Origin of the sequence: Atlantibacter sp. RC6 (assembly GCF_014193285.1) — a bacterium.
Lineage (GTDB): Bacteria > Pseudomonadota > Gammaproteobacteria > Enterobacterales > Enterobacteriaceae > Atlantibacter.
Map to the genome: position 1 here is coordinate 1,014,298 of NZ_JACHZE010000001.1, position 15,612 is coordinate 1,029,909.

16 protein-coding genes are annotated in these 15,612 nt (G+C 55.6%); 7 read left to right on the plus strand and 9 right to left on the minus strand.

Going from position 1 to position 15,612, the window contains the following annotated elements:
* The first annotated feature begins 12 nt into the window (after positions 1–12).
* The gene (locus FHW74_RS04845; RefSeq protein WP_183169383.1) at positions 13–1,011 is read left to right on the plus strand and encodes a bile acid:sodium symporter family protein; all 999 of its coding nucleotides are present in this window, start codon (positions 13–15) and stop codon (positions 1,009–1,011) included.
* A gap of 2 nt (positions 1,012–1,013) precedes the next feature.
* Here FHW74_RS04845 and FHW74_RS04850 read toward each other — a convergent pair whose 3' ends face one another.
* The 3 genes from FHW74_RS04850 to zipA all read right to left on the minus strand — a co-directional run bounded on the left by FHW74_RS04850 (position 1,014) and on the right by zipA (position 4,290).
* Positions 1,014–1,226, minus strand: a complete 213-nt coding sequence (locus FHW74_RS04850) for a DUF3820 family protein (protein ID WP_125295650.1) — start codon at positions 1,224–1,226, stop codon at positions 1,014–1,016.
* Between the two features lies 1 nt (position 1,227).
* Entirely contained in the window at positions 1,228–3,246 is a 2,019-nt protein-coding gene (gene ligA / locus FHW74_RS04855; RefSeq protein ID WP_183169384.1) for an NAD-dependent DNA ligase LigA, read from the minus strand.
* A 69-nt stretch (positions 3,247–3,315) separates the two neighbouring features.
* Positions 3,316–4,290 carry a cell division protein ZipA gene (gene zipA / locus FHW74_RS04860; protein ID WP_183169385.1) on the minus strand — a complete coding sequence of 325 codons (975 nt, stop codon included), beginning with the start codon at positions 4,288–4,290 and terminating at the stop codon, positions 3,316–3,318.
* Between the two features lie 228 nt (positions 4,291–4,518).
* Between zipA and cysZ the strand changes: the two genes are divergently transcribed.
* The 6 genes from cysZ (at position 4,519) to FHW74_RS04890 (ending at position 9,858) form a co-directional block, all read left to right on the plus strand.
* On the plus strand, positions 4,519–5,280 hold the full coding sequence (gene cysZ, locus FHW74_RS04865; protein ID WP_183169386.1) for a sulfate transporter CysZ: 762 nt from the start codon (positions 4,519–4,521) through the stop codon (positions 5,278–5,280).
* Between the two features lie 162 nt (positions 5,281–5,442).
* On the plus strand, positions 5,443–6,414 hold the full coding sequence (cysK, locus tag FHW74_RS04870) for a cysteine synthase A (RefSeq protein ID WP_161660562.1): 972 nt from the start codon (positions 5,443–5,445) through the stop codon (positions 6,412–6,414).
* 380 nt (positions 6,415–6,794) lie between these two features.
* Positions 6,795–7,052 (plus strand): phosphocarrier protein Hpr, encoded by a 258-nt coding sequence (gene ptsH / locus FHW74_RS04875; protein WP_002463574.1) that lies wholly within the window; start codon positions 6,795–6,797, stop codon positions 7,050–7,052.
* A gap of 43 nt (positions 7,053–7,095) precedes the next feature.
* Positions 7,096–8,823, plus strand: coding sequence for a phosphoenolpyruvate-protein phosphotransferase PtsI (gene ptsI / locus FHW74_RS04880; protein WP_183169387.1), 1,728 nt, complete (start codon positions 7,096–7,098; stop codon positions 8,821–8,823).
* 43 nt (positions 8,824–8,866) lie between these two features.
* A complete protein-coding gene (gene crr / locus FHW74_RS04885) occupies positions 8,867–9,370 on the plus strand; it encodes a PTS glucose transporter subunit IIA (RefSeq protein WP_002463576.1) in 504 nt (167 codons plus the stop codon).
* A gap of 125 nt (positions 9,371–9,495) precedes the next feature.
* Positions 9,496–9,858 (plus strand): YfeK family protein, encoded by a 363-nt coding sequence (locus FHW74_RS04890; RefSeq protein ID WP_183169388.1) that lies wholly within the window; start codon positions 9,496–9,498, stop codon positions 9,856–9,858.
* Between the two features lie 35 nt (positions 9,859–9,893).
* Here FHW74_RS04890 and pdxK read toward each other — a convergent pair whose 3' ends face one another.
* The 6 genes from pdxK to FHW74_RS04920 all read right to left on the minus strand — a co-directional run bounded on the left by pdxK (position 9,894) and on the right by FHW74_RS04920 (position 15,571).
* Positions 9,894–10,739: a pyridoxine/pyridoxal/pyridoxamine kinase gene (pdxK, locus tag FHW74_RS04895; protein WP_183169389.1), complete on the minus strand. Its 846-nt coding sequence runs from the start codon at positions 10,737–10,739 to the stop codon at positions 9,894–9,896.
* A 54-nt stretch (positions 10,740–10,793) separates the two neighbouring features.
* Positions 10,794–11,705 carry a cysteine synthase CysM gene (cysM, locus tag FHW74_RS04900; protein WP_183169390.1) on the minus strand — a complete coding sequence of 304 codons (912 nt, stop codon included), beginning with the start codon at positions 11,703–11,705 and terminating at the stop codon, positions 10,794–10,796.
* 69 nt (positions 11,706–11,774) lie between these two features.
* Positions 11,775–12,860, minus strand: coding sequence for a sulfate/thiosulfate ABC transporter ATP-binding protein CysA (gene cysA / locus FHW74_RS04905; protein WP_183169391.1), 1,086 nt, complete (start codon positions 12,858–12,860; stop codon positions 11,775–11,777).
* Positions 12,850–13,725 (minus strand): sulfate/thiosulfate ABC transporter permease CysW, encoded by an 876-nt coding sequence (gene cysW, locus FHW74_RS04910; protein ID WP_183169392.1) that lies wholly within the window; start codon positions 13,723–13,725, stop codon positions 12,850–12,852. Before cysW ends, cysA begins: the two co-directional genes overlap by 11 nt.
* On the minus strand, positions 13,725–14,558 hold the full coding sequence (gene cysT / locus FHW74_RS04915) for a sulfate/thiosulfate ABC transporter permease CysT (RefSeq protein ID WP_183169393.1): 834 nt from the start codon (positions 14,556–14,558) through the stop codon (positions 13,725–13,727). Before cysT ends, cysW begins: the two co-directional genes overlap by 1 nt.
* A complete protein-coding gene (locus FHW74_RS04920) occupies positions 14,558–15,571 on the minus strand; it encodes a sulfate ABC transporter substrate-binding protein (RefSeq protein ID WP_183169394.1) in 1,014 nt (337 codons plus the stop codon). The genes cysT and FHW74_RS04920 overlap by 1 nt, the downstream gene beginning before the upstream one ends.
* Positions 15,572–15,612 lie beyond the last annotated feature (41 nt).

A 15,612-nucleotide genomic window follows, 5' to 3' on the forward strand; every position in this document is an offset into this window, starting at 1 on the left:
TCAGGAGAGATTATGAAAATTTTGCGTATCCTCGATCCCTTTACCCTCACGCTGATTACTGTGGTATTACTGGCTTCGTTCTTACCGGCTCGTGACGGGTTCGTTCCGTTTTTCGAAGGGCTTACCACGGCGGCCATTGCCTTGCTGTTCTTTATGCACGGCGCGAAGCTGTCGCGTGAAGCGATTATCGCAGGCGGCAGCCACTGGCGGTTACATCTTTGGGTGATGTGCAGCACCTTCATTCTCTTCCCGGTGCTGGGCGTGCTGTTCGCCTGGTGGGCACCGGTTAATGTCAGCCAGGAGTTGTATACCGGCTTCCTCTATCTGTGTATTTTGCCTGCCACCGTGCAGTCGGCGATCGCCTTTACCTCGCTGGCGGGCGGCAACGTTGCAGCGGCTGTCTGCTCCGCTTCGGCGTCGAGCCTGCTGGGGATTTTCCTGTCACCGCTGCTGGTCGGCCTGGTAATGAATATGCATGGCGCGGAGGGCAGCCTGGAGCAGGTCGGCAAGATTATGCTGCAACTGCTGCTGCCGTTTGTGCTGGGCCATCTGTCGCGTCCGTGGATTGGCGGTTGGGTGGCGCGCCATAAAAATTTGATCTCGAAAACCGACCAGACGTCTATTCTGCTGGTGGTCTATACCGCCTTCAGCGAAGCCGTGGTCAACGGCATCTGGCATCAGGTCGGCCTGGGTTCGCTGGTGTTTATCGTTGTCGTCAGCCTGGTGCTGTTGGCGATTGTGATTGCGGTGAACGTGCTGGTGGCGCGTAAGTGCGGTTTCAGCAAAGCCGATGAGATCACCATCGTGTTCTGCGGCTCGAAGAAAAGCCTGGCCAATGGCATTCCCATGGCCAATATTCTGTTTCCAACTTCGGTGATTGGGATGATGGTGCTGCCGCTGATGATTTTCCACCAGATCCAGTTGATGGTCTGTGCGGTGCTGGCGCGGCGGTATAAACACCAGACTGAACAGTTGCAGGCGCAGGAAAATGCCCGCGCCGCAAAAGTCTAAGGCTATTTCTTGAGGGGCTGCACCAGATGGGTCAGCCCCTCGGTTTTGATAAGCAGAGTTATCGACATCAGCTCGCCCAGCCGCCCGGCAGGGAACTCATCTTTACGGGCGAACCACAGCAGATACTCTTCCGGTAAATCAATCAGCCTACGGCCTTTGTATTTCCCAAACGGCATCTCGGTGTTGGCAATGGCGATGAGCTGCTCTTTTTCCATGTTATTCACCCAGCAGACGCATCATTTCGTCTTCGTCGATCACGGCGATCCCCAGTTCCTGCGCCTTCGCCAGTTTTGACCCCGCCGCTTCCCCGGCTATCACCAAATCGGTTTTTTTCGAAACGCTGCCCGCCACTTTGGCACCCAGCGCCGTGAGGCGCGCTTTGGCGTCATCGCGCGACAACTGGCTAAGCGAGCCGGTCAGCACCACGGTTTTCCCGGCAAACGGGCTGTCGATCTCTTCCGCCTTAATCACCAGCGGTTCAGGCCAGTGAATGCCGACATCCTCCACCAGTTGGCGGATCACTTCACGGTTGCTCTCTTCCTCGAAGAAATTGTAAACGTGAGTCGCCACCACAATCCCGACATCGGGAACTTTTTGCAGCTCTTCGATGCTGGCTTTGGTCAGCGCATCCAGATTGCCGAAATAAGAGGCCAGGCCCGCTGCCGTGGCCTCGCCCACTTCACGAATGCCCAGTGCGTACAGGAAGCGCGCAAAGGTGGTGGTTTTGGCTTTCTCGAGGGCGTCGACTACGTTCTGCGCCGATTTTGGCCCCATGCGATCCAGGCCGGTGAGTTTCCCGGCAGTTAACCGGAACAGATCCGCAGGGGTATGAACGTACTCTTTCTCTACCAGCTGATCGATAATCTTGTCGCCCATACCGTCAACGTCCATCGCCCGACGTGACACAAAATGCTTCAGGGATTCTTTACGCTGCGCGCCGCAAATTAACCCGCCGGTGCAGCGCGCCACGGCCTCGCCTTCAACGCGCTCAACGTCGGAGCCGCAAACCGGGCAGTGCGTCGGGAAGGTGACTTCACGGGTTTCTTCCGGACGCTCGGAGAGCACCACGTTGACCACCTGCGGGATCACATCCCCGGCGCGGCGGATCACCACCTTATCGCCGATGCGCAGGCCGAGGCGTTCAATTTCGTCGGCGTTATGCAGCGTGGCGTTGCTGACCAGCACGCCAGCAACCTGCACCGGTTCGAGACGTGCGACCGGCGTGATGGCGCCGGTACGTCCAACCTGAAATTCCACATCACGCACAAAGGTCATCTGCTCCTGAGCGGGGAATTTGAAGGCCACCGCCCAGCGCGGCGCGCGCGCCACAAAACCCAGCTGCTCCTGCAACGCCAGCGAATCCACTTTGATCACCACGCCGTCGATGTCAAATCCCAACTGCGGGCGATCGGCCTCAACCTGGTGATAAAACGCCAGCACCTCTTCCGGGGTCTGGCAAATGCGGGTGCGATGACTTATCGGCAGGCCCCATTTGGCAAACTGTTGCAGACGCTGGTAATGGCTGGCCGGCAGTTCGCCGCCTTCCAGCAGGCCGATGCCGTAGCAGTTAAACGTTAACGGACGCTTCGCCGTAATGCGCGGATCGAGCTGGCGCAGCGATCCTGCCGCCGCGTTGCGCGGGTTAGCAAACACTTTCCCGCCGGTGCGCCGGGCCTCTTCGTTGATCTTTTCAAATCCGGCCTGGGGCAGGAACACCTCGCCGCGCACTTCCAGACGCGCAGGAATATTGTCGCCGCGCAGTTTCAGCGGGATCGCCCGCACGGTACGAATATTAGAGGTAATGTCTTCCCCGGTGGTGCCGTCGCCACGGGTGGCGGCGCGGACCAGCAAACCGTTTTCATACAGCAGACTCACCGCCAGGCCGTCGAGCTTGAGCTCGCAGCACCAGGTCAGGGCATCGCTGCTTTTTAACCTGTCCTGTACGCGTTTATTGAAAGCCAGAAAGCTGCTTTCATCGAATACGTTATCCAGCGACAGCATCGGCACTTCATGGCGGATTTGGGTAAACGCCGTCAGCGGCGCGGCACCCACACGCTGGGTCGGGGAATCCGGGGTAATCAGCGTTGGGTTGTCTGCTTCCAGAGCACGCAATTCATTCATCAACCGGTCGTATTCGGCGTCCGGGATCTCAGGGGTATCCATCACATGATACAAATATTCATGATGGCGAAGCGTGGTTCTAAGTTCAGTCAGTTTTTGTTCTATCGAGTCCATATCACACCACCAATGAAAAAAACCCCCGACGATGCGGGGGCTTAGAGTATGTTGTTCACCGCACGCAGATTATGCGTTAGCGTCTTTGACTTCGCGGATTCGATCCTGATATTCACGCAGTTTTTGCGGCGTCATCATGCGACGCTGGTCATCCAGCACCACACCGCCCACTTCATCGGCAATGTGCTGTGCAGATTGCAGCATCAGCTTGAAGTTCTGGATCTCGTCGCCGTAGGAAGGCACCTGCATAAAGATGGTAACGCCCGGCGTCGCGAAGGTATGCATATTTTCCGGATCGAACGACCCCGGCTTCACCATATTCGCCAGGCTGAACAGTACCGGTCCGCTACCGTCCGGGCTCAGGTGACGATGGAAAATATTCATTTCACCGAAGGTAAAGCCTGCCTGCTGGATGCTATTGAGCAGCACGTCACCGTTCAGTTGGCTACCGGCATGCGCCGAAACGTTCATGACGATGACCGTCTCTTTCAGGCGCGGTTTTTCAGGTGCCGGTGCGGCGGGCGCAGGTTCAGGTTGCGCGACAGGTTCAGGCTGCGGCGCTGGCGCCACAGGCTGCGGCTGATGTTGCGGCGCGGCAGGCTGCGGTTGTTGCGGCCTCACAACAGGTTGCGCAGGCGGCACAGCGGCAGGCGCCTGTTGAACAGGTTGCTGTTGTTGCACCGGCGGGCGTTGCTCAGGTTCCTGAGGACGAGCCGCAGGCTGGCGCGGTTGCGAAGACGCGTAAGGAGGCTGGTAATTATGCTGCGGCGCTTGTGGCTGGCGAGGCGGCTCGTCTTCCCGTGAGACGCTGTCATGATCGGGCGCAACGCGGCGTACACGCACTTCGCCGACACCTTCGTCTTCTTCCATGTCGTCGCCATCATCATCAGAATCGTCATCACGCCTCGACTTCATCCGCTTAATCGGACGGTCGCGAAACACAGAAGAGCGTTCCTTACGGCTGGTCCACAGGCCGTGCACCAGTAAGGCTATTATGGCGATTGCGCCAACAATGATTAATATCAGACGCAAATCCTGCATCATTATATTCTCTGTTGTTCTAACACCTTGCCACTGCGGCAAACATTTACTCACTAAGAGTATTTGCCCATCTGCTCAAGTGCAAGTCCGCGCACGTTTTTCTCCGCATAAAGATGAAATAAAACGTGTTTTTTGCTGGTTTTTCGACCATTTCCGAACTGGCGATATTTCCGGGCTCGGTTAAGATAGCCTGCGTTGACCCTGGCTGACATTAAAGGAGTAAGCCTCAATATGGTTTCACAATCCGGCGCCACGCCGCGTAGCGGTCTGTATTATTTCTCTCAGGGCTGGAAACTGGTCACGCTGCCAGGCATTCGCCGGTTCGTTATCCTGCCATTATTGATCAATATCGTGCTGATGGGTGGCGCATTCTGGTGGCTATTTTCTCAATTTGACGTCTGGATCCCCGAGCTGATGTCCCATGTGCCGGACTGGCTGCAATGGCTGAGCTATGTGATTTGGCCATTGGTGGTGATCTCGGTGCTGCTGATCTTCGGTTATTTCTTCTCAACCCTGGCGAACTGGATTGCCGCGCCGTTCAACGGCCTGCTGGCGGAACAACTCGAAGCGCGCTTAACCGGCGCTACCCCACCGGACACCGGGGTTTTTGGCATCCTCAAAGACCTGCCGCGCATTATGAAACGCGAATGGCAAAAGCTGGCCTGGTATCTGCCGCGCGCCGTGGTCCTGCTGCTGCTGTACTTTATTCCCGGCATCGGCCAGACCGTCGCGCCGGTACTGTGGTTTTTATTCAGCGCCTGGATGCTGGCAATCCAGTATTGCGACTATCCTTTCGATAACCACAAGGTCCCGTTTAAAACGATGCGCATCGCTCTGCGCGAACGCAAGTTTACCAATATGCAGTTCGGCGCGCTGGTGAGCCTGTTTACGCTGATTCCGTTTTTAAATCTGGTGATTATGCCGGTCGCGGTATGCGGCGCTACCGCCATGTGGGTGGACTGCTATCGCAGCAGACATGCGCTGTGGCAGTAAAAGCCGGGAACTGAAACGAGACGGCTTATGCCGTCTCTTATTCCATAGTGGTCATCATTATTTCTCATCAGCATATAGATATGCGAATTACTTACTTCCCCCAGTGGGGGAAGTGCGTATGCTAACTCTGTTTCCCAAATTTCATACAGTTAAGGACAGGCCATGAGTAAGATTTTTGAAGATAACTCGCTGACTATCGGTCATACGCCGCTGGTTCGACTGAACCGTATCGGTAACGGACGCATTCTGGCGAAGGTAGAATCACGCAACCCAAGCTTCAGCGTCAAATGCCGTATCGGTGCCAATATGATTTGGGATGCCGAAAAACGTGGCGTACTGAAACCGGGTGTGGAACTGGTTGAACCGACCAGCGGCAACACCGGTATCGCGCTGGCCTATGTCGCCGCCGCGCGTGGTTATAAACTGACCCTGACCATGCCGGAAACCATGAGCATCGAGCGCCGCAAGCTGCTGAAAGCGTTGGGCGCGAACCTGGTGCTGACCGAAGGCGCGAAAGGCATGAAGGGCGCCATCCAGAAAGCGGAAGAAATTGTCGCCAGCGATCCGGCGAAATATCTGCTGCTTCAGCAGTTCAGCAACCCAGCTAACCCGGAAATCCACGAAAAAACCACCGGTCCGGAAATCTGGGAAGACACCGATGGCCAGGTTGATGTGTTTATCTCCGGCGTGGGTACGGGCGGTACGCTGACCGGCGTGAGCCGTTACATCAAGAACACCAAAGGTAAATCTGAGCTTATCACCGTGGCGGTTGAACCGACCGATTCTCCGGTTATCGCGCAGGCGCTGGCGGGTGAAGAGCTCAAACCCGGCCCGCATAAAATCCAGGGTATCGGCGCTGGCTTTATTCCGGGCAACCTCGATCTGAAACTGATCGACAAAGTTGTGGCCATTACTAACGATGAAGCTATCTCCACGGCGCGTCGTTTGATGGAAGAAGAAGGCATCCTGGCGGGCATCTCTTCCGGCGCTGCGGTTGCGGCCGCGCTCAAACTTCAGGAAGACGAAGCCTTTACCAATAAGAATATTGTGGTTATCCTTCCCTCTTCAGGTGAGCGTTATCTGAGCACCGCATTGTTTGCCGATCTGTTTACAGAAAAAGAATTGCAACAATGATGCCAGATTGTTAATTTCGGATAAAAAAGCACCTTTCAGGGTGCTTTTTTGTGTTCTGCTTCAAACTTTCACCGCTCCTGGCATTGCCTCATCTCGCTGGCTCTGGTATTTAAGCATCAATTTATTTCGATGCGTGAAATTAATCATTGTTGGATTAGTATCGGCTGAATCGATTTAATGATTTGGTTAAGCTTTGTTATTAGCTGCATAATGATTGATGACGAGCGAAACGCGGGTCGCGTAACGGCACCGTGCGATTTCGCAGTTCTGGCATTCTGTGCCGCGTTGCCTTGAACGCCGGTACAACTTTAAGGCTAAAGTGTGGCCGCCAGGCTAGACTTTAGTTCCACAACACTAAACCTATAAGTTGGGGAAATATAATGTTCCAGCAAGAAGTTACCATTACCGCTCCGAACGGCCTGCATACCCGCCCTGCTGCTCAGTTTGTTAAAGAAGCGAAAGGCTTCACGTCTGATATCACTGTGACTTCCAACGGCAAAAGCGCCAGCGCAAAAAGCCTGTTCAAACTGCAAACTCTGGGTCTGACTCAGGGTACTGTAGTTAGCATCTCCGCTGAAGGCGAAGACGAACAGAAAGCTGTTGAGCATCTGGTAAAACTGATGGCTGAACTCGAGTAAGTTCCGGGTTCTTATTAATATCAGTCACAAGTAAGGTAGGGTTATGATTTCAGGCATTTTAGCATCCCCGGGTATCGCTTTCGGCAAAGCACTGCTGCTGAAAGAAGATGAGATTGTCATCGACCGGAAAAAGATTTCTGCCGATAAGGTTGATCAGGAAGTTGAGCGTTTCCTGAGTGGGCGCGCCAAGGCCTCTACGCAGTTAGAAGCGATCAAAGTCAAAGCCGGCGAAACTTTCGGTGAGGAAAAGGAAGCCATCTTCGAAGGCCACATCATGTTGCTGGAAGATGAGGAGCTAGAGCAGGAAATCATAGCCCTGATTAAGGACAAGCTCATCACTGCCGACGCGGCAGCTTATGACGTCATTGAAGGCCAGGCGACTGCGCTGGAAGAGCTCGATGACGAATACCTGAAAGAGCGTGCGGCTGACGTGCGCGACATCGGTAAGCGCCTGCTGCGTAACATTCTTGGCCTCGCCATTATCGATTTAAGCGCAATTCAGGACGAAGTGATCCTGGTTGCCGCCGATCTGACGCCGTCTGAAACCGCACAGCTGAACCTGAAAAAGGTGCTGGGTTTCATCACCGATATCGGTGGCCGCACTTCCCACACCTCTATCATGGCGCGTTCTCTGGAACTGCCTGCCATCGTGGGTACCGGCAGCGTCACTTCTCAAGTGAAAAACGGCGACTATCTGATCCTCGACGCGGTAAACAACAAAGTTTACGTCAACCCGAGCGATGAAGAGATCGAAACCCTGCGCAATATCCAGACCCAGGTTGCCGAAGAAAAAGCGGAACTGGCAAAACTGAAAGACCTGCCGGCCATCACCCTTGACGGCCACCAGGTTGAAGTTTGCGCCAACATCGGCACCGTGCGCGACGTCGCTGGCGCTGAGCGCAACGGCGCGGAAGGCGTGGGCCTGTACCGTACTGAATTCCTGTTTATGGATCGCGACGCACTGCCGACCGAAGAAGAGCAGTTCGCTGCTTATAAAGCCGTGGCGGAAGCCTGCGGTTCTCAGGCTGTGATTGTTCGCACCATGGACATCGGCGGCGACAAAGAGCTGCCGTACATGAATTTCCCGAAAGAAGAGAACCCGTTCCTGGGCTGGCGTGCCGTGCGTATCGCCATGGACCGCAAAGAGATCCTCCGCGATCAGCTACGTGCTATCCTGCGCGCCTCCGCTTTCGGAAAACTGCGCATTATGTTCCCGATGATCATTTCCGTTGAAGAAGTCCGTGTGCTGAAAAAAGCCATCGAGACCTTCAAGCAGGAACTGCGCGATGAAGGCAAAGCCTTTGACGAATCAATTGAAGTTGGCGTGATGGTGGAAACACCGGCTGCGGCGACCATTGCCCGTCATTTAGCCAAAGAAGTGGATTTCTTTAGTATCGGAACGAACGATTTAACACAGTACACCCTGGCAGTTGATCGCGGTAATGATATGATTTCACATCTTTACCAGCCGATGTCGCCGTCTGTACTGACTCTAATTAAGCAAGTGATTGATGCATCTCATGCAGAAGGTAAATGGACCGGAATGTGTGGTGAGCTTGCAGGCGACGAACGTGCTACACTTCTGTTGTTGGGGATGGGTCTGGATGAATTCAGTATGAGTGCCATTTCTATCCCGCGTATCAAGAAGATAATTCGTAATACGAATTACGAAGATGCGAAGGTGTTAGCAGAGCAGGCTCTTGCTCAACCGACAACGGACGAGTTAATGACGCTGGTTAACAAGTTCATTGAAGAAAAAACAATCTGCTAATCCACGAGATGCGGCCCAAATTACTGCTTAGGAGAGAAGGCTAATGGGGTTATTTAGTAAACTGTTCGGTGACAAAGGCAATAGCGACACCGGAACCATTGAGATCGTTGCTCCACTGTCTGGCGAAATCGTTAATATTGAAGACGTGCCGGATGTAGTGTTCGCGGAAAAAATCGTTGGTGATGGCATCGCTATCAAACCAACCGGTAACAAAATGGTTGCACCGGTTGACGGCACCATCGGTAAAATCTTCGAAACCAACCACGCCTTCTCTATCGAATCCGATAGCGGCATTGAGCTTTTCGTTCACTTCGGTATCGATACCGTTGAGTTGAAAGGCGAAGGCTTCAAACGTATCGCTGAAGAAGGTCAACGCGTGAAAGTTGGCGATCCGGTTATCGAATTCGATCTGCCGCTGCTGGAAGAGAAAGCCAAATCCACGCTGACGCCGGTTGTGATCTCCAATATGGACGAGATCAAAGAGCTGATTAAGCTGACGGGTAGCGTGACCGTGGGTGAAACCCCGGTTATCCGCATTAAGAAGTAATGCTGCTTGAGTAAAAATGGCGCCGAAAGGCGCCATTTTTTTTATCCATCGTCAGAAATTAAATTGCGTTTTGATAGTCAGAGAAATGACTCATTCGGTAATGGTATTGATCAGGGAAATTGTCTATGAAAAAGAAGGGAATCATCATATTTTTGTGCACGCTATTGGCCGCCCCCGCTTTCGCTAAACTCAGCTCGCATGAAGAAGCGAGAATTGAAGCGTTGCTAACGGCATTGCGTCAGGAAAAAGATCTGACATTTATTCGTAACGGCAGCGCCCATAACAGCGAAGAAGCGGCCTCTCATCTCCAGCTTAAACTTAGTAAAACGCGTAATCGGCTCGATACTGCCGAGCAATTTATCGACAACGTTGCCTCTACCTCATCGATTTCAGGCCAGCCTTACACGGTAAAAATCGATGGGAAAGAACAAAAAGCGCAGGTTTATTTACATCAGTTAATTGAGCAAACGGACAAGACGGTAAAATAACGCGTGATTGCGCCGGGGGATTGCCCGGCGCAAGACTATGGATGCTCCGGCAACGCCAGTTCATCAAACCCCAGCGCCAGGGTGTGGCGCATCACATCAACAACCCGGTCGCTCGCCCCTTTCACCGCCTCGGGAAGGCTCGCGCCCTGTAGCAGTTTACCGGCCAGCGCCGAGCAGAACAGATCCCCCGTCCCTTTAAGCTCCGCATCGACGCGCGGATGAACGAACACCTCGACATGTTGCGTCGTCACCAGAGCCACCTGCATACGGTCTGCGGGCAAATCGTCCCCTGGCGCGCTGGTCACCGCCACCCATTGGGTGCGCCCGGTGAGCAACGTTCTGGCGGCGTCTACCGCCTGCGCTAAAGTGGGGCTGGCGCGGCCCGTCAGGCGCTCCAGTTCAAAGGCGTTCGGCGTGATGCCGGTCGCCAGCGGTAACAGCCGCTCACGATAGGCCTGCGGCAGCTCCTGCTTGACGTAAATCCCACTGTCGGTATCGCCCATCACCGGATCGATGATCACCCACAGATGCGGATAGCGTTCGCGCACCTGCTCAAGCCAGCCCGCCAGAATCTCTGCCTGCCCCACACTGCCGAGATAGCCGGTGATAATTCCCTTCACATGCCGCACTGCGTCACGCTCCAGCAGGCCGGTGAGATAGCCTTTAAACCAGTCGTCGGGAATGGCCCCGCCGTACAGGCTGGGGTAGTGGGGCGTATTGCTGAGCAGCACCGTCGGCACGGCCATGGCCCGAAAGCCAGCCTGTTGCAGTGTGGGGATCGCGATACTGTTACCCACGCTGCCGTACACCACCTGCGACTGGACGGAAATAATATCCGTGCGCAGCGCCCGCTGCCCGTCGCCAAATAAGATTGCGGTCATCCTTTTATCCTTCCCTGGTCATCAGGGCATGCTATCCGCGAACGGAGAGCGGCTTTAAATGCCCGCTCCCTGCGCGTAGCTCTCTTCACCAAATACGCCGGTCGAGAGATAACGGTCGCCGCGATCGCAGATAATCGCTACAACAATTGCGCCTGGGTTTTCACGCGCCACCCGCAAAGCGCCAGCCACGGCTCCGCCGGAACTCACGCCGCAGAAGATGCCTTCGCGGCTGGCTAACTCGCGCATGGTATTTTCCGCTTCTCGTTGATGAATATCCAGCACAGCATCCACCAGGTCAGCATTATAAATTCCCGGCATATATTCTTCCGGCCAACGCCGGATGCCCGGAATGCTGCTGCCCTCTTCCGGCTGCAGGCCAACGATGGTCACCGGTTTCGCCTGCTCGCGCAGAAAACGGCTAACGCCGGTAATGGTGCCGGTAGTGCCCATGCTGGAGACAAAATGGGTGAGGCGCGCATCGGTCTGACGCCAGATTTCCGGGCCAGTGGTGCGGTAATGCGCAAGGGGATTATCGGGGTTGTTGAACTGATCAAGAATATAGCCTTCACCGCGATCCGCCATGGTCTGGGCCAGGTCGCGCGCCCCTTCCATGCCCTGCTCTTTGGTCACCAGCACCAGATCCGCGCCGTAGGCGCGCATCGCGGCGCGGCGCTCCATGCTCATGTTGTCCGGCATCAGCAGCTTCATACGGTAGCCTTTCAGCGCCGCGATCATCGCCAGCGCGATGCCGGTATTGCCGCTGGTGGCTTCGATTAACGTGTCGCCGGGTTTGATGTCGCCGCGCTTTTCCGCTTCGACAATCATCGATAGCGCCGCGCGATCTTTTACCGAACCCGCCGGGTTATTGCCTTCCAGTTTTAGCCAAATTTCACTGCCGTTATCCGGCCCCATACGCTGCAATTTCACCAGCGGCGTATTGCCAATGGTTTGTTCTAATGTATTCACGTCAGTCTTTCCAGAGCATAAAAAAAGCGGCTACGAAGCCGCTTTCACATCGTCGATCGCAACAAACTATCAGGCGGATTCGGCCAGGGCAATACTCTCAATTTTCTCATTGCCGTTGTACAAACGGGCGTGTTGCAGGCCAACAAACAGGCGCTCGCCGCGATGCGGGACATAATCTTCCCGTAAAACAACGGTTAAGGTTTCGTCGTACCAGCCGAGCGGTTGTACCACCAATTGCATATAGTGGCCACGCGGGCTCACTTCCAGCACCTGTACCGGCAGCGGGGATTCCAGGCTGGTGCGGCGGCTGACGTCCACTTCCCAGGGGCGCAGGAACAGATCGACCGGCCCCTGGTGCGCAGGCGCGTAGCCCAGCGGCCAGCGGTGCGCGCCGACGTGGAACTGGCTGCCGCGAATGGTGCCGTGCAGGCGGTTCACTTCGCCGAGGAACTCCAGCACGAAGCGGGTTTCCGGCTCGCGCCAGACGCGCTCCGGCGCATCGGCCTGCTCGATATGGCCCTGGCTCATCACCACCACCCGGTCCGCCACTTCCATGGCTTCTTCCTGATCGTGTGTCACGAAGACGCTGGTGAATTTCAGTTCTTCATGCAATTGACGCAGCCAGCGGCGCAGCTCTTTACGCACCTGCGCGTCGAGTGCTCCGAAGGGTTCATCAAGCAGCAGGATTTGCGGCTCAACGGCCAGGGCGCGCGCCAGCGCGACACGCTGTTTCTGGCCACCGGAAAGCTGGGCCGGGAAGCGGTCCGCCAGATGAGCGAGCTGCACCATCTCCAGCAGTTGGGTCACTTTTTGTTTGATCGCGCTGGCGTTCGGGCGCTCGCGCTTTGGCAACACGCTCAGGCCAAAGGCGATATTGTCGAACACCGTCATATGGCGGAACAGCGCGTAATGCTGGAACACAAAGCCCACTTTACGGTCGCGGGCGTGTAAACGGCTCACGTCGGTGCCGTGGAAGCGGATATGCCCGCTGGTCTGGTGCTCCAGGCCCGCGATAATACGCAGCAGCGTGGTTTTACCGGAGCCGCTCGGCCCCAGCAGCGCCACCATCTGGCCGGAGGGGATATCCAGAGAAATATCATTAAGCACCTGGGTGCGGCCAAACGATTTTTTAATTCTGGAAATCTCAATGCTCATGATTGCTCTCCTGTTGCTGGCGTTTTTCCTGATGATGCAAACGCCATTGCAACGCACTCTTTAAAAACAGGGTCAAAATTGCCATTAACGTCAGCAGCGCGGCGGCGGTATAAGCGCCGACCGCATTGTAATCCTGCTCAAGTAATTCGATTTGCAGCGGCAGCGACAACGTCTCACCGCGAATAGAGCCAGACACCACCGACACCGCGCCAAACTCGCCGATGGCGCGGGCGTTGGTCAGCACCACGCCATACAATAACGCCCAGCGGATATTAGGCAGCGTGACGCGGCGGAACATCTGCCAGCCCGACGCGCCCAGCAAAATCGCGGCTTCGTCTTCGTTGCTGCCCTGGCTGAGCATCACCGGCACCAGCTCGCGCACCACAAACGGACAGGTGACGAAAATGGTCACCAGCACCATGCCCGGCCAGGCGAACATTATCTGTAGATCGTTATCCCCCAGCCAGCCGCCGAGCGGGCCGTTTGAGCCGTAGAACAGCAGATACACCAGACCAGCCACCACCGGCGAGACCGCAAACGGGATATCCAGCAGGGTCAACAATAACTGGCGGCCCGGAAAATTAAAGCGCGTCACCAGCCATGCCAGCAGCGTGCCGAATACCAGGTTGACCGGCACGGTGATCAGCGCGATCAGCACCGTCAGCCAGATGGCGTGCAGCATGTCCGGGTCGGCCAGGTTTTGCAGCACCGGCATCAGCCCTTTGCTGAACGCCTGGGCGAAGATATACACCATCGGCACCACCAGGATCAGGGCGCTGATCAGCACGCCGGTGCCAATCAGGAACCATTTACTCCAGTTGATGCCGGGCTTACCGTAGCTTTTCAATTCTGTAACCTGCGCCATTAGTGACCTACCACGCGTCGGCCAAAGCGACTTTGCAATGTGTTGATAGCAAACAGCAGCAGCAACGAGGCGGCCAGGATCACCGAGGCGATAGCGCTGGCGGCCGGGTAATCAAACTCCTGCAAACGCACGAAAATCATCAGCGACGTCACTTCCGTTTTCCAGGCGATGTTGCCGGCGATAAAAATCACCGCGCCAAACTCGCCCAGACTGCGGGTAAACGACAGCGCCACGCCCGCCATCAGCGCCGGAGAGAGTTCCGGCAACACCACGCGGGTAAAGCTCTGCCAACGGCTGGCCCCGAGGGTTTCCGCCGCTTCTTCGTATTCCGGGCCTAACTCTTCCAGCACCGGCTGCACGGTACGCACCACAAACGGGATACTGGTAAACGCCATCGCCACCGCGATCCCAAGCCAGGTATAGGTGACTTTAATATCCAGCATCGCCAGCCATTCGCCGTACAAACCGTTGACCGAAAACAGCGATGCCAGGGTCAAACCCGCCACGGCGGTGGGCAGAGCAAACGGCAAATCCATCAGCGCATCCAGAATGGTGCGTCCGGGAAAACGGTAACGGGTCAAAATCCACGCCATCAGCAGGCCGAACACGCCGTTAAAGATCGACGCCACGCCCGCCGACAGCAGGGTCACTTTATAAGCGGCGACCATCTGCGGGTTAGTTACCACGTCCCAGTACTGCGCCCAGCTCATCTGGGACAGTTGCATCACTAACGCGCTTAACGGCAACAATAAAATCAGGCACACAAACAGCAGGCTGGTGCCCAGGCTTAACGTGAAGCCCGGCAGCACCCGGCGGGTAGAGACTGCAAACATTACTTACGCCCCGCCGCTAACAGCTTGTCCAGCTCGCCGCCGCTGTTGAAATGGGTTTTCATCACGTCCGGCCAGTTGCCAAACTGGTCTTCCACGCGGAACAGTTCCGTCTGCGGGAATTTATCTTTCAGCTTCGCCATCACGTCCGGGTTATTCACGCGGTAGTAATAGTCAGTGATGATGGTCTGCGCTTTCGGGCTGTACAGATAGTTCAGGTAATCCTTCGCCGCTTTCTCGGTGCCGTTGGCTTTGACGTTTTTATCCACCCAGGCCACCGGGAATTCGGCCAACACGTTGACCTTCGGTACCACCACTTCGAAGCCCTCTTTGGCGTACTGATTGCGGATGTTGTTCACTTCCGACTCAAAGCTAATCAGCACGTCGCCCAGGCCGCGCTCAACGAAGGTGGTGGTCGCGCCGCGTCCGCCGGTATCGAACACCTCAACGTTTTTCAGGAACTGGGTCATAAACTGCTCGGTTTTGACTTTATCGCCACCATCCGCTTTATCAGCAGCGCCCCAGGCGGCGAGATAGGTGTAACGCGCGTTACCGGAGGTTTTCGGGTTCGGGAAAATCAGCTTCACGTCGGGACGCACCAGGTCATTCCAGTCGTGGATGTTTTTAGGGTTGCCCTTACGCACCAGGAACGCCATGGTGGAGTAGAACGGCGAGCTGTTGTTCGGCAAACGGCTCTGCCAGTCCGCCGGGATCAGGTTGCCTTTGTCATGCAGGATCTGCACGTCGGTCACCTGGTTATAAGTTACAACGTCTGCTTTTAAGCCCTGCAAAATCGCCAGCGCCTGTTTTGACGAACCGGCGTGGGACTGCTTGATGGTCAGCTTATCGCCGTTGTTTTCCTGCGCCCACTGCGCCTCGAACGGCGTGTTAAGCGCGGCAAACAGCTCGCGAGACACATCGTAAGAACTGTTCAGTAATTCAGTTGCCTGCGCAGGGCCAGCTAACACCAGGACTGCAAGCGCACTGCAAATTTTTTTCGCTGATTTAACGGCCATTACGCACCCTTATAAATGTGATGACGATCCTGGCCTCAGTT

Excerpts from the sequence above, each read along its gene's own strand:
- FHW74_RS04850 (WP_125295650.1), bottom strand. The coding sequence starts at position 1,226 with ATGGAAAAAGAGCAGCTCATCGCCATTGCCAACACCGAGATGCCGTTT.
- zipA (WP_183169385.1), bottom strand. The coding sequence starts at position 4,290 with ATGATGCAGGATTTGCGTCTGATATTAATCATTGTTGGCGCAATCGCC.
- ptsH (WP_002463574.1), top strand. The coding sequence starts at position 6,795 with ATGTTCCAGCAAGAAGTTACCATTACCGCTCCGAACGGCCTGCATACC.
- cysA (WP_183169391.1), bottom strand. The coding sequence starts at position 12,860 with ATGAGCATTGAGATTTCCAGAATTAAAAAATCGTTTGGCCGCACCCAG.
- cysZ (WP_183169386.1), top strand. The coding sequence starts at position 4,519 with ATGGTTTCACAATCCGGCGCCACGCCGCGTAGCGGTCTGTATTATTTC.
- cysT (WP_183169393.1), bottom strand. The coding sequence starts at position 14,558 with ATGTTTGCAGTCTCTACCCGCCGGGTGCTGCCGGGCTTCACGTTAAGC.
- cysW (WP_183169392.1), bottom strand. The coding sequence starts at position 13,725 with ATGGCGCAGGTTACAGAATTGAAAAGCTACGGTAAGCCCGGCATCAAC.
- ptsI (WP_183169387.1), top strand. The coding sequence starts at position 7,096 with ATGATTTCAGGCATTTTAGCATCCCCGGGTATCGCTTTCGGCAAAGCA.
- FHW74_RS04890 (WP_183169388.1), top strand. The coding sequence starts at position 9,496 with ATGAAAAAGAAGGGAATCATCATATTTTTGTGCACGCTATTGGCCGCC.
- FHW74_RS04920 (WP_183169394.1), bottom strand. The coding sequence starts at position 15,571 with ATGGCCGTTAAATCAGCGAAAAAAATTTGCAGTGCGCTTGCAGTCCTG.
- pdxK (WP_183169389.1), bottom strand. The coding sequence starts at position 10,739 with ATGACCGCAATCTTATTTGGCGACGGGCAGCGGGCGCTGCGCACGGAT.
- FHW74_RS04845 (WP_183169383.1), top strand. The coding sequence starts at position 13 with ATGAAAATTTTGCGTATCCTCGATCCCTTTACCCTCACGCTGATTACT.
- ligA (WP_183169384.1), bottom strand. The coding sequence starts at position 3,246 with ATGGACTCGATAGAACAAAAACTGACTGAACTTAGAACCACGCTTCGC.
- crr (WP_002463576.1), top strand. The coding sequence starts at position 8,867 with ATGGGGTTATTTAGTAAACTGTTCGGTGACAAAGGCAATAGCGACACC.
- cysK (WP_161660562.1), top strand. The coding sequence starts at position 5,443 with ATGAGTAAGATTTTTGAAGATAACTCGCTGACTATCGGTCATACGCCG.